The sequence below is a fragment of the Alcaligenes parafaecalis genome (assembly GCF_026344135.1).
Lineage (GTDB): Bacteria > Pseudomonadota > Gammaproteobacteria > Burkholderiales > Burkholderiaceae_B > Alcaligenes > Alcaligenes parafaecalis.
Genome location: NZ_JAPKNA010000001.1, coordinates 1,448,824 through 1,460,823, shown reverse-complemented (window position 1 = coordinate 1,460,823; position 12,000 = coordinate 1,448,824). Strand labels below are relative to the sequence as shown.

Annotated in this window: 12 protein-coding genes; 6 read left to right on the top strand and 6 right to left on the bottom strand. The window is 55.9% G+C overall.

What is annotated here, in order from left to right; translation table 11 throughout:
- Position 1 precedes the first annotated feature (1 nt).
- Both OSH09_RS06805 and rarD read left to right on the top strand, forming a co-directional pair.
- Positions 2-607 (top strand): PIN domain-containing protein, encoded by a 606-nt coding sequence (locus tag OSH09_RS06805; RefSeq protein ID WP_266120514.1) that lies wholly within the window; start codon positions 2-4, stop codon positions 605-607.
- Positions 604-1,509: an EamA family transporter RarD gene (gene rarD / locus OSH09_RS06800; RefSeq protein WP_222666928.1), complete on the top strand. Its 906-nt coding sequence runs from the start codon at positions 604-606 to the stop codon at positions 1,507-1,509. Before OSH09_RS06805 ends, rarD begins: the two co-directional genes overlap by 4 nt.
- 230 nt (positions 1,510-1,739) lie before the next feature.
- Here rarD and epsC read toward each other — a convergent pair whose 3' ends face one another.
- The 4 genes from epsC to OSH09_RS06780 all read right to left on the bottom strand — a co-directional run bounded on the left by epsC (position 1,740) and on the right by OSH09_RS06780 (position 5,660).
- A complete protein-coding gene (epsC, locus tag OSH09_RS06795; protein ID WP_207875358.1) occupies positions 1,740-2,669 on the bottom strand; it encodes a serine O-acetyltransferase EpsC in 930 nt (309 codons plus the stop codon).
- A gap of 277 nt (positions 2,670-2,946) precedes the next feature.
- Positions 2,947-3,657, bottom strand: coding sequence for a Bax inhibitor-1/YccA family protein (locus OSH09_RS06790; RefSeq protein ID WP_207875357.1), 711 nt, complete (start codon positions 3,655-3,657; stop codon positions 2,947-2,949).
- 81 nt (positions 3,658-3,738) lie between these two features.
- Complete coding sequence (locus tag OSH09_RS06785) at positions 3,739-4,164, bottom strand: DNA polymerase III subunit chi (RefSeq protein WP_207875356.1); 426 nt, start codon at positions 4,162-4,164, stop codon at positions 3,739-3,741.
- Between the two features lie 2 nt (positions 4,165-4,166).
- Positions 4,167-5,660 (bottom strand): leucyl aminopeptidase, encoded by a 1,494-nt coding sequence (locus tag OSH09_RS06780; RefSeq protein WP_266120513.1) that lies wholly within the window; start codon positions 5,658-5,660, stop codon positions 4,167-4,169.
- A 56-nt stretch (positions 5,661-5,716) separates the two neighbouring features.
- Here OSH09_RS06780 and lptF point away from each other — a divergent pair, with 56 nt between their 5' ends.
- Entirely contained in the window at positions 5,717-6,826 is a 1,110-nt protein-coding gene (gene lptF / locus OSH09_RS06775) for an LPS export ABC transporter permease LptF (RefSeq protein WP_207875354.1), read from the top strand.
- Positions 6,827-6,892: 66 nt separating this feature from the next.
- Here lptF and OSH09_RS06770 read toward each other — a convergent pair whose 3' ends face one another.
- Positions 6,893-7,786 (bottom strand): LysR family transcriptional regulator, encoded by an 894-nt coding sequence (locus OSH09_RS06770; RefSeq protein WP_266120512.1) that lies wholly within the window; start codon positions 7,784-7,786, stop codon positions 6,893-6,895.
- A 165-nt stretch (positions 7,787-7,951) separates the two neighbouring features.
- Between OSH09_RS06770 and OSH09_RS06765 the strand changes: the two genes are divergently transcribed.
- The 3 genes from OSH09_RS06765 (at position 7,952) to OSH09_RS06755 (ending at position 11,032) form a co-directional block, all read left to right on the top strand.
- Entirely contained in the window at positions 7,952-9,445 is a 1,494-nt protein-coding gene (locus OSH09_RS06765) for a CoA-acylating methylmalonate-semialdehyde dehydrogenase (protein WP_222666931.1), read from the top strand.
- Between the two features lie 86 nt (positions 9,446-9,531).
- Positions 9,532-10,482, top strand: a complete 951-nt coding sequence (locus OSH09_RS06760) for a CysB family HTH-type transcriptional regulator (RefSeq protein WP_207875351.1) — start codon at positions 9,532-9,534, stop codon at positions 10,480-10,482.
- 214 nt (positions 10,483-10,696) lie between these two features.
- Positions 10,697-11,032 (top strand): DUF2325 domain-containing protein, encoded by a 336-nt coding sequence (locus OSH09_RS06755; RefSeq protein WP_266120511.1) that lies wholly within the window; start codon positions 10,697-10,699, stop codon positions 11,030-11,032.
- Positions 11,033-11,143: 111 nt separating this feature from the next.
- Here OSH09_RS06755 and OSH09_RS06750 read toward each other — a convergent pair whose 3' ends face one another.
- Positions 11,144-11,902, bottom strand: a complete 759-nt coding sequence (locus OSH09_RS06750; protein ID WP_407653289.1) for a C40 family peptidase — start codon at positions 11,900-11,902, stop codon at positions 11,144-11,146.
- Positions 11,903-12,000: the final 98 nt, after the last annotated feature.

Genomic DNA, 12,000 nt, shown 5'->3' with positions numbered 1-12,000 from the left:
TATGGCCGTCTCCCTTCCTTCCGTGCTGGTGCTCGACACCTGCGTACTGATCTCCAATGTGCTGCGCCGCTTGCTGCTGGCTCTGGCTGACGAGCAGTTTTTCAAACCTGCCTGGAGCCCGGTTATCGGGGATGAATGGCGTCGCAATGCGGGCCGCCTTTGGAAGGTCATGCCCACGTCCATTGAGGAGCAGTGGGAGGAGCTGCAGCAGCGTTACCCCGAGGCGGATTTGGGCGATAGCAGCGAGTTCAAGAAGAATTTGCGCTATTCCGATGCCAAGGACTGGCATGTGATCGCCACCGCCCGTTTGGCGCAGCAACACTATCCTGATCAGCCGGTGGGTATCCTGACCCGTAATCTGAAAGACTTCAATCGTTCAGAACTGCGACGTCTGGGAATCAGCCTGTGGGAGCCGGATCAGCTATTGGGTCTGTATATGGCGGCTCAGCCTGAACTGATGCAGCGCTTGCTGGACGGTTTGCCTGCCTTGATGCTGACGCCCGAAGCTCAGGCACTGGATACGCACATCTTGCTCAAACGTGATCGTTTGTTCAGTGTGGGGCAGGCCTATTTGCGGCGTCAGAAAATGGACGAGGTCCATTCATGAAGCAAGGGGTTCTGCTGTCTGTTCTGGCCTCGGCTTTATTTGCCTGCCTGTATTACTACGCCACGGTCTTGCATCCGCTAAGTGGTGAACAGATTTTTGCCTGGCGTATTGTGCTGGGCTTGCCCGCTCTGGCGCTGGTGATCACCCGCGCTCGACGTTGGCGGGAAGTGCGTTGGGTCTTGCGCCACTGGCCGGGGAACTGGCGTTATTTCGCCCTGTTGCTATTGGCTGCGGTGTTAGTCGGTGTGCAGCTCTGGATTTTTGTCTGGGCTCCTTTGCATCAAATGGCGCTGGATGTCTCCCTGGGCTACTTTCTTTTGCCCTTGATGATGGTGCTGGTAGGGCGCGTGATCTACAAGGACCGATTAAGCACCATTCAGTGGATTGCTGTTGTGCTGGCCGGGCTGGGTGTGCTGCACGAATTGTTTCGGGTGGGCAGTGTGTCCTGGGCGACAGCGGTCGTGGTGGTGGGATATCCTCCGTACTTCATGCTGCGCCGTTATCTGCGCCTGGGCTCCTTGGCGTCTTTATGGTTTGATCTGAGCTTTCTGTTTTTGCCCGCCTGCTGGCTGCTGTTTGTGCAGGACACTCAGATGTGGGGCATGTTCACCACAGAGCCGCGTCTGTTCTGGCAGGTTCCTGTGTTGGGTTTGATCAGTTCTGTCGCCCTGGTCAGCTATCTGTCTGCCAGTCGTCAGTTGCCCTTGGCTTTGTTCGGTATTCTGGGTTATGTGGAGCCGGTGCTCTTGTTCTGGGTGGCGTATTTGCTGCTGGATGAGCCCATGAGTGCCAATCAGTGGTGGACCTATATCCCGATCTGGGTTGCTATTGCCTTGATGGCTGTGGAAGGGTTCATCAAGATGTGGCGAGCAGGGCCGCCTGCGCCGCTTCCCAAGGCTTGATGCTCGGGCCTGGGGCCTACCTGGGTCTACACCAAGTTTTTCGCCTGTACGGCTTCGTGTGGCCGTCAGGATGAATCCGGGGCTGTGCCAGAGCCCGAATAAAAAAGACTCCTGATAGCAGGAGTCTTTTTTTATGCCTGGATGCGCTCTCTTGTTTGCACTTGAAGACGTTGTGCAGAAGAGGGGCCATCGCCTGTTAGCTTCAGCAGCCTAAAAGCGTAGTGATCTGCTTAGCGCAGTTTCTCCGGGCAGTCAGGTTGGTTACGCAGCAAATTGGCCTGGGTTACCGAACAACCCGCTGCGACGTCCTCGGTAATCCACACATTACCGCCAATGGTGGAGCCCGCGCCCAGTGTCACGCGGCCCAGAATCGTGGCACCAGCGTAAATGACCACATCGTCTTCCACAATCGGGTGACGAGGCTGGCCTTTGAGCAGCAAGCCTTTTTCATCCTTGCTAAAGCGTTTGGCACCCAGCGTAACAGCCTGATAAATCCGTACCCGCTTGCCGATAATGGCGGTTTCGCCAATGACGACGCCGGTGCCGTGGTCGATGAAACAGGAGTGATCAATCTGCGCACCGGGGTGAATATCAATGCCGGTCTGGCTATGGGCCAGTTCCGCAATAATGCGGGCGGTCAGGGGCAAGCCCAGATTGGTCAGGGCGTGGGCAATGCGGTGGTGAATCATGGCCAGCAGGCCGGGATAGCACAAGAGCACTTCGTCGACATTGCGGGCAGCCGGGTCACCCTGGTAGGCCGCGACCACATCCAGATCCAGCGTGCGGCGCAGCTCTGGCAGCTTGTTGGCAAAGGATTGAATAGCCTGGTGGGCCTGGTCTTCAATAGTTTCGCGGTCGTACTTGGCACCGTTGAGCAGGGCGGCGCGCTGCAGTTCGATACGGGCTTGTTGCAGCAGCGTGTTCAATGCCTGGCCCAGGTGGTGGCCAACAAAGTGGTCTTCGTACTCGCGGCGCAGTTCCGGGCTGCCCAGGCGCATGGGAAACAAAATGCCTTTGAGCTGCTCGGTGACTTGAATCAAGGCTTGTACCGATGGAAATTCCTGGCCTTCAAGCTCATTCAAGCGTTGATGCGCCTGTCGCCATTCTTCGCGGGCCCCACGCAGATTATCGACAATATGTTGAGTTTCAAAGACGGCCACCAGTGTTCTCCAGAGGGGAAATTTTTCTATAAGGTTTACTATACCCGCGCGTCCTGGCAAGGACACGAAAAACAGGGCGCTTCGTCAGGGTGATTAATCCTGGCAGATGGGGAGTGCTGAACAGGGCCAGACTTGTGTCTGGTGGGCCTGAACAATGGAAAGCAAGACTTGAAAGATGGGGTGCTAGAGGCGTTTTCCAAGAGGGGGATCATTGGATTGGCCGTATAAAAAAAGCCCCCTTCGAGAAGGGGGCTTGGGGAGTGCGGGATTCGCGATCTTATTCGCGGTTACCGCCCAGCACGCCCAAAAGCATCAGCAGGTTGCTGAAAATGTTGTAGACGTCCAGGTAGATCGCCAGGGTGGCCGACACGTAGTTGGTTTCACCGCCGTTGATGACACGCTGCAGGTCAACCAGCAAGAAGGCCGAGAAGATACCGATAGCCATCACGGAGATGGTCAGCATCAGCGCAGGAAGTTGCAGGAAGATGTTGGCCAAGGCGGCAACCAGCAAGATGACGGCACCGACAAACAGGAATTTCTGCATGCCGGAGAAATCACGCTTGGTGGTGCTGGCAATGGTAGCCATCGTGCCAAAGACCGCCGCGGTACCGCCAAAGGCCAGCATGATCAGTTGTGCGCCATTACCCATGCCCAGGACAAAGCCCAGCAGGCGGGACAACATGATGCCCATGAAGAAGGTGAAAGCCATCAGCAGGGCAACGCCCAGCGAGCTGTTCTTGTTCTTTTCGACCAGGAACATCAGGCCAAAGGCACCGACCAGGAAAACAATGGCGCTCAGGCCTGGGCTGGCGCCCATAACCCGGTTAATGCCGGAAGACAGTCCCAGCAAAGCTCCCAACACAGTGGGAATCATGGACAGGGCCAGCAGCCAGTAGGTGTTGCGCAGGACGCGATTGCGAGCAATCAGCGACTGGGCGCCCAGGGTGCCGTTATGCTCAGGCAAGCTTGATTGACGAAATTCGCTCATGATGAGTCCTTAGAATACAGAGAGATCAGTGGTCAAGAATAACTGACAATTACCTGAATAATCAAGAATCTTCTTTATTATTCAAGCCCCCAGTTTATGAGCATGCACTTGGCAGCCCTGTGTCTGGTACACACGCCAGCGTTCGCGAGCCTGGGTACGGTCGGCTTCCCGTTCAGACACAATTTCCAAAATTCGTGGGAATTGTTCAAAACCGGGTGGGCATTGGGCATCCAGATTCAATAGCCAGCTTTGCTCACCGGAGGGCACAGGGGCCGTACTGGTCAGCAAAATAGGGGTACTGGCTGCCAGGGGGTCTTCCACACCCACATGGGGTACAAACGCCGTGGATTCAAAACCCCAGAGCAGACGGTCGAAACGGGCCAGTTGGCGGGCATCGGACAGATACACCACCACCTGACGGCCCGCCTCGTAGTGCTTGCGCACGACCTCGCAGGCCATGCGCAAGCGATCTGGTGCGCCGAAAGCGAAATCGACGCGGGTCGTCATGCTTAGCGACACTGATTAAGCAGGTACTGAACCAGCAAAGGCACGGGACGGCCAGTGGCGCCCTTGTCCTTGCCACCACGCCAGGCGGTGCCTGCGATGTCCAGGTGAGCCCAACGGTAGGCCTTGGTGAAGCGGGCCAGGAAGCAAGCGGCGGTGACCGAACCGGCGGGTGGGCCACCAATATTGGCCATATCTGCAAAGTTCGAGCGCAGTTGCTCCTGGTAGGCGTCGTCCATAGGCATGCGCCAGGCGGTGTCGCCCGTTTGCTTGCCTGCTTGCAGCAGCTCTTCAGCCAGTTCGTCGTCGGTGGAGAACAGACCGCTGTTGATGTGGCCCAGAGCGACCACGCAAGCGCCGGTCAGGGTGGCCATATCGATGACAGCAGCAGGTTTGAAACGCTCCACATAGGTCAGGGCATCGCACAGAACCAGGCGGCCTTCGGCGTCCGTGTTCAGAATTTCGATGGTCTGGCCGGACATGCTGGTCACGACGTCGCCGGGTTTGTTGGCGCTGCCGCTGGGCATGTTTTCGCACGAAGCGACCACAGCAATGACTTCACGGTCGATATTCAGTTCGGCAATGGCGCGCATGGTGCCCAGAACGCTGGCAGCACCGCCCATGTCGTACTTCATCTCGTCCATATTGCCGGCTGGCTTGATGGAGATACCACCCGAGTCAAATGTCAGACCTTTACCGACCAGAACGATAGGGCCGTCCTCGTGTTTGGTCTTGGTGTTCGGTGTGTGGCGCAGCACGATGAAGGCAGGTGGCTCGTCCGAGCCTTTGGCTACCGACAGGAAAGAACCCATTTTCAGGGCTTCAATCTGCTTGCGCTCCAGCACTTCGGCTTTCAGCGTCTTGAATTCTTTGGCCAACTGCTTGGCGGTCTTGCCCAGGTAGGTAGGGGTGCAGATATTGCCGGGCAGGTCAGCCAGCAGGCGGGTCAGGTTCACACCGTTACCAATGGCCTGGCCTTGTTCCAGACCAGCCTTGGCTTCGCTGGCTTGTGTGCGGGCTGTCCACAGCAGGAACTGGCTCAGTTGAGGAGCGGGTTCTGGCTTGCTGAACGTGGCCGTGTAGCGGTAGCTGGCGCGGCATACTGCCACGGCAGCATCCTGTGCGCGGCTGCGCAAGGTGGTGCCTTTGCAATCGATGCTGGCCAGGGCGGAAACGGCTTCTTTCAGGTCAGCCTTGAGGCAATAAGCAGCCAGGCAAGCTTGTGCTTGCGTATGAGTTGCTGCTTTGTATTCCTCTTGAGCGCCTAAGCCGACTAAAATAACGCGTTCGGCCTTAATACCAGGCAGATTGCGCAGCACCAGATGGGTGTTAGGCTTGCCTTTAAACTCGGCTTTGACGGCAGCGCTCACAGCTCCGTTACTGGCGCGGTCGATAAGTTCCGCTGCGGGGCTTAGAATGCCCTCGGCAAAGACGCCCACGCCTAGCGCGGCTGTCTTAATTTGGTGCAAAGAAGCGGATGTCTGTGTGCTAAATTCCATTCAACTATCCTCAGTGTGTCGCAAATCGTACCTGCGATTATCTCGCAAATTCTCATATGTCTCTATTTAAACGCTCTGCGGTATCCGAAATCTTAAGTCACAGTGGCGTTGTACTGTCCACTTTGCTGATTGTGTGGCTTAGTGTACTTCTGGTGCGTTTGTTAGGCGAAGCGGCCAACGGCACGATTGGGCCTGATGTGGTGCTGGGTCTGGCCGCCTTTTCCAGTATTACCGCTTTGCCGATCATTTTGGCCGTTTCCCTGTTTATTGCCGTGCTGACGACCGTGACGCGCAGTTTTCGGGAGTCTGAAATGGTGGTCTGGTTTGCCAGTGGCCTGTCCCTGAAAAACTGGGTAACGCCTGTGTTGCAGTGCGCGGTGCCGACAGCCATCCTGATTGCCGTCCTGACCTTGCAGGCTTCTCCCTGGGCGTATCGCCAGATTGCCGAGTACCGTCAGCGTTTTGAGCAGCGCTCCGATCTGAGCAAAGTCACCGCCGGGCAGTTTATCGAGTCTGACGACGGTGCCCGCGTGTTTTATGCAGATTCGCCCGAGAAAGACGGCGATGAGCTGGGTAATGTCATTGCCCGCGTGATTGACCCGCAATGGCTAAGCATTGTGACAGCGCAAAGCGCCCGCATGGAAGAGCAGCCCAATGGCGACCGCTTCCTGGTTTTGAGTGAAGGCCATCGCTACGACTTGAAGCCTGGCCAGGCCGAGTTCCGCATGGTGGACTTTGAAAGCTATGGCATGCGGCTGGAAAGCCGTGATGCAGGTAACACCGCCGAAACTATCCGTGCCCGTGCTGAACAGCAGATCAAGGCGCGTCAAACGACCTTGTTATTCAATGATGACGATGCCGAGGCGCGCTCGCAAATCATGTGGCGCGTGGCCTTGCCGTTGGCAGCCTTGAATCTGGCATTGCTGGCTATTCCCCTGGGGGCGGTGAACCCGCGTATGGGCCGCTCCGGTAATATTCTGGTGGCCGGTCTGGTGGGTCTGCTCTACATGAACCTGATCAACCTGTCGCGTGGCTGGATCCGTAACGGGCAATTGGGCTTCGAGATCGGTTTGTGGCTGGTCCACGCGGTCTTCCTGCTGATCATGGTCTTCATGATGTGGCGTAAATTGCGCATCAAGGCACCGAAACCGCCAGCAACAACTTGATCGGCAAAAGGGGCATTCAGCCCCTTTTTTGTTCCTGTCGAATGACTTGTTGATCGGTTTGGCGGCTTAAGCTCCATCCAGCAGGTCTTGCCGCTCTTCCACCGATTGCTTCAGAAAATGCCAGAGCCGGGTCAGGCTAGGGTTTTGACGCTGCTCTTCATGGCAGAACATCCAGAAACGGCGTCGCAGCTCCACCTCATTCGGTAAAACGCAGCGCAAGCGAGGATCGGTTTTCGCCAGAAAGCAGGGCAGCACTGCAATCCCTTGCCCCTGCAAGGTAGCCTGGTACTGCGCAATCACGCTGGTACTGCGAAAGCGCACAGCGGCTGATCTGACGATTTCTTCCAGATAGCGCAGGCTGTCGCTGAACACCAGATCATCCACATAGGCAATAAAGCGATGCTGGGACAAATCCTGCACGTTTTCGATAGGAGGGTGGGCATTCAGATAGTCCTGATGTGCATAGAGCCGCAAGCTGTAATCCGCCAGGCGCGTACACCAGTACGGCCCACGTTGGGGGCGCTCCAGTGCAATCGCCAAATCCGCGTCGCGGCGAGACAAGCTGATCGGGCGGGGGACGGGCAGCAGCTCTAAAGTCAGCTCCGGGTACTGAGTCTGAAAAATGCTTAATAAAGGCGTCAGAACATAACTGCCAAAGGCTTCGGTACAACCCAGACGCAGCTTGCCGGTCAAAGGCCGTGCCTTGCCAGTAATCGCATCCCGAGCCGCCAGCAAGCGGCTTTCCACCGGCTCCATACGTTGCTGAAGATTCTGTCCTTCGCTGGTCAGGCTATAGCCGCTGACGGTGGACTTATGAAACAGGCGTAAGCCCAGTTCCTGTTCCAGGGCCTGGATACGGCGGGCGACCGTGCTGTGCTGCACCCCCAGCCGTTGGGCTGCCACGCTGATCCGTTGGCAGCGAGCCACTTCCAGAAAATAACGCAGATTATCCCAGTCCATCCTGATGAGCCCGCCTTGAAAAAGACTTGTGCATAAATGCCCAGCTCCTGTGCATTTTTCAACATGGTAAACGGGTCTTGAGGCTTCTACACTCGATGAGAACCCTCATACAAGTGGGATAACAAACAAGGCTTAGCCGCCTGAGCAATTCATTGGAGACATGCTATGACGGAAGTGGTTCGTGTACCTTTGCTGATCGATGGACAACATGTTCAATCCAAGAGCACCCGTTGGGACGATGTGCTCAATCCAGCCACCCAGGAAGTGGTAGCCCAAGTGCCTTACGCCACGATGGAAGAGCTGGAGACCATTATTGCCAGCTCGGCCAAAGCCTATGAAAGCTGGCGCCATTCCAGCCAGGGCGCTCGCATGCGCGTCATGCTGAATCTGCAGCGCCTGGTGCGCGAGAACAGCACCAAGCTGGCTGAAGCCATTTCGCGTGAGCACGGCAAAACCATGCCTGATGCTGAGGGCGAAGTGGGCCGTGGTCTGGAAGTGATCGAATACGCGTGTTCAATTGCCTCGATGCAGTTGGGCGAATACGCAGAAAACGCCGCGGGCGGTATTGATGTCTACACCCTGATCCAGCCCTTGGGCGTGTGTGCAGGCGTGACGGCCTTCAACTTCCCCGTTATGCTGCCTTGCTTCATGTTCCCGCTGGCCGTGGCTTGCGGTAATACCTTTGTGCTCAAGCCTTCCGAGCAAGATCCTAGCGCCAGCCTGATGTTGGCTGAGCTGGCTCTGGAAGCGGGTCTGCCTCCAGGTGTGCTGAACGTGGTGCATGGCGGTGCTGATATCGCCAATGCCCTGGTGACCCACCCAGAAGTGAAAGCCGTTTCCTTTATTGGTTCGACCGCCGTCGGGACCGAGATTCACCGCCGCGCCACTGAAGCTGGCAAGCGTTCGCAAGCCATGATGGGTGCCAAGAACCACTGCATCGTGATGCCTGATGCCGATCGCGATGTGGCGATTAACCAACTGCTGGGTGCGGCCTTTGGTGCAGCCGGTCAGCGCTGCATGGCGATCTCGGTCGCAGTGATGGTGGGTGAAAGCGGTGAGTGGATTGATGAGCTGGTCAAACGCGCCGCCACCATGAAGGTCAATGTAGGTACAGACCGTCAGGCTGATTTGGGCCCCCTGGTCTCGCCACGCGCTCGCCAGCGTGTGGAATCCTTGATTGAAGCTGGTGTACAGGAAGGAGCCAAGCTCTTGCTGGATGGCCGTGGCGTCAAAGTGTCCGGCTATGAAAGTGGCAACTTCGTCGGTCCTACCGTCTTTAGCGATGTGAAAGCCGAGATGCGCATTTACGAAGAAGAAATCTTCGGACCTGTGCTCTGCATTGTGCGCGTCAACACCCTGGAAGAAGCGGTGCAGTTCATCAACCGCAACCCCAACGGCAATGGTGTGTCCATCTTTACGCAGGATGGTGGCCATGCACGTTACTTCCAGAACCGTATTGATGTGGGCCAGATTGGCATCAACATCCCCATCCCTGTGCCTGTGGCCTGGTTCAGCTTCACGGGCTCGCGTGCTTCCAAGCTGGGCGATCTGGGTCCAAACGGCAAACAAGCCGTTCAGTTCTGGACACAGACCAAAACCGTGACGGCTCGCTGGCAGGCTCATGCCAATACGATGAATACAACAATCAGCATGACGTAATCGTTCAATCTAAATATATAACTTAATGCAATAAGCGAAGCGTTTCTTATTACATATAATAGCCCTGTACCTGGGGCTATTAACATATGAATATTCAACAATTCCGCTTTGTCCGAGAGACCATCCGACGTAACTTCAATCTGACTGAAGCCGCTCGTTCCTTGTATACCTCCCAGCCGGGAGTATCCAAAGCGATCATCGAGTTTGAAGATGAGCTGGGCATCAAGATTTTTGAACGTCATGGTAAACGCATCAAGGGCCTGACCCGACCGGGAGAAGCCGTCGCCGAGGTGATTGACCGCATCATGCGCGAGATCGACAACCTCAAGCGTGTCAGCGACGACTTCGCCCGCCGCGATGAAGGCACCTTGGTGATTGCTTGTACGCACGCCCAGGCACGATATTTGCTGCCCAAGGTGATCCCCGAGTTCCGCCGCCGCTTTCCCAAGGTACATATGTCCTTGGCCGAAGGCAGCCCGCCGGTGCTGGCCCAGATGGTGATTCATGAACAGGCTGACGTGGCGATTGCTACCGAGACCCTGGCCTTGACGCCGGGCCTGGTGGCTTTGCCGGTCTACACCTGGGAACACACGGTGGTGGTCAAACCTGATCACCCCCTGGCGGATCTGCCTGCCAACAAACAGCTATCCATTGAAACCCTGGCGCAATATCCCATCGTCACCTATGACCACGCATTCTCGGGTCGAGGTTCGATTGATGAGGCCTTTGCCAAACACGGGATCACTCCGGACATCGTGCTGGAGGCCATTGATGCTGACGTGATCAAGACCTATGTGGACGTAGGCCTGGGGATTGGCATCATCGCGGGGATTGCGTTTGATCCACGCCGTGACAAGGGCCTGGTGGGCTTGCCAGCGGGGCATTTGTTCGGTGCTCACCATACCAAGGTGGCGGTGAAAGCCGGTGCCTTCCTGCGTGACTATATTTTTGAATTGCTGGAGATGCTGGCACCGGAATTGACCCGGGATGTCGTGCTAAGCGCTCTGGACGAAAAACAGGGTAGTGGCTCGCTGTAAGGCGGTATTCACAGCACCTGTTTGGGTAGAAACAAGGGCCACCGTGGTATCACGGTGGCCCTTGTTGTTGGGGCGTTTGGAGTGCCTTTCTTGAGCGCTGGAGGACTTATTGAGAAAGGCTATAAGTAAAAATTGAAACAAGCTATCGACTCAATTGACTATGATAATAAGAATGATTATCATTATCCAACTTTCTTAGCCAATGGAGCTTCCCGTGTCTCAATATGTCAGTGCTGTCGTGGTTGGAGCAGACCGTCTGGGTAATATTCCCGACTTGCTCAAGATCCACAATATCTCGATCAAACACCATATTAGCGGGCGTGATCCTGCTCATCAGAAAAAAACCCTGCAGTTGCCTTCCGGCACCGATTTGCTGATTTTGCTGACTGACTTCCTCGGTCACAACGTCATGAAAACATTCCGTGCTGCTGCCTTGAAGTCCGGTATTCGTGTGGTCGCCTGCCGTCGCTCGGTTTGTAGCATGAAGCAAGCTTTAACCCAGTGCGGTTATTGTGAGTCTTGTCCTCTCGGTAAGACCAAGGGCCACTAGACTGGCTGCATGACTTACTGGGGCAAGAAGGAATCTTTACCGATTAAAAAAAAGCCACTGTTTCATAACAGTGGCTTTTTTGTGGGCTGCCTAAATGGCAGCAGGGCAGTCTTACTTGACGCTGCGCAGACGCGTTTCGGACTGCTGCGTATCAGCAGCGGCCAGACGGCGTGCGCCGTTATAGCGTTTTTTCCAGTAACCGACTTCCATGTTCTCGACGCGTACAACGGCACCCGTGCGAGGAGCGTGGACAAATTTGTCATCGCCCAAGTAAATGCCTACGTGAGAGAAGCGAGCGCCACGAGTATTGAAGAAGACCAGGTCGCCTTTGCGCAGCTCGCTACGGTTAACCGAGGTGCCTTCTTTGGCAATATCTTTGGATTGGCGGGGCAGTTTCAAACCCAGGGATTTTTCAGCCACGTAGGACACCAGGCCGCTGCAATCGAAGCCAGTGCTGGGGGCGTCGCCACCAAAACTGTACTTCACGCCCAGAAAGTTAAGGGCGGCGTTGGCAAGGCCATGGGTAGAGGAAGAACCTTGGCTACTGCGGCTTTCGGTACGCCCCTGGCGACGATCGCTGCTGTAAGCAATATTGATGTCGTTACGAGCGCGGTTGGCCAGATAAGTACCCAGCGGGTCGGACTCGGTCTGGAATTCGTAATCGGCGTAATAGCCGTGATCCAGTTCCGCACGATCTTTGTCCTGGCTGGACTGTTGAGTTCCAGTGGTGGCACACCCTGTCAGGGCTAGCGCGCCAGCTAACAAAAGATACTTGGCGCTGCGATAGGTAATGTGCAAAAGTGCAGGTGGATTCAGGTAATGTGGCGGCATGAACCAGGGCTTTTTCAAGGACTTGGTGGGCAGCAGCACAACCTTGATGCCTATTTTTGCTGAAATTAGCAGCAATTGATGGGTATCAGGGCTGTAAGTATGGCTAAAAGCGCATACCTTGCCGGGCGTTGCTGTAC

What these genes read in the sequence shown, in the direction of transcription:
- OSH09_RS06805 (WP_266120514.1), top strand. Translation starts at nt 2, where the DNA reads ATGGCCGTCTCCCTTCCTTCCGTGCTGGTGCTCGACACCTGCGTACTG.
- rarD (WP_222666928.1), top strand. Translation starts at nt 604, where the DNA reads ATGAAGCAAGGGGTTCTGCTGTCTGTTCTGGCCTCGGCTTTATTTGCC.
- OSH09_RS06790 (WP_207875357.1), bottom strand. Translation starts at nt 3,657, where the DNA reads ATGAGCGAATTTCGTCAATCAAGCTTGCCTGAGCATAACGGCACCCTG.
- OSH09_RS06785 (WP_207875356.1), bottom strand. Translation starts at nt 4,164, where the DNA reads ATGACGACCCGCGTCGATTTCGCTTTCGGCGCACCAGATCGCTTGCGC.
- OSH09_RS06780 (WP_266120513.1), bottom strand. Translation starts at nt 5,660, where the DNA reads ATGGAATTTAGCACACAGACATCCGCTTCTTTGCACCAAATTAAGACA.
- lptF (WP_207875354.1), top strand. Translation starts at nt 5,717, where the DNA reads ATGTCTCTATTTAAACGCTCTGCGGTATCCGAAATCTTAAGTCACAGT.
- OSH09_RS06770 (WP_266120512.1), bottom strand. Translation starts at nt 7,786, where the DNA reads ATGGACTGGGATAATCTGCGTTATTTTCTGGAAGTGGCTCGCTGCCAA.
- OSH09_RS06765 (WP_222666931.1), top strand. Translation starts at nt 7,952, where the DNA reads ATGACGGAAGTGGTTCGTGTACCTTTGCTGATCGATGGACAACATGTT.
- OSH09_RS06760 (WP_207875351.1), top strand. Translation starts at nt 9,532, where the DNA reads ATGAATATTCAACAATTCCGCTTTGTCCGAGAGACCATCCGACGTAAC.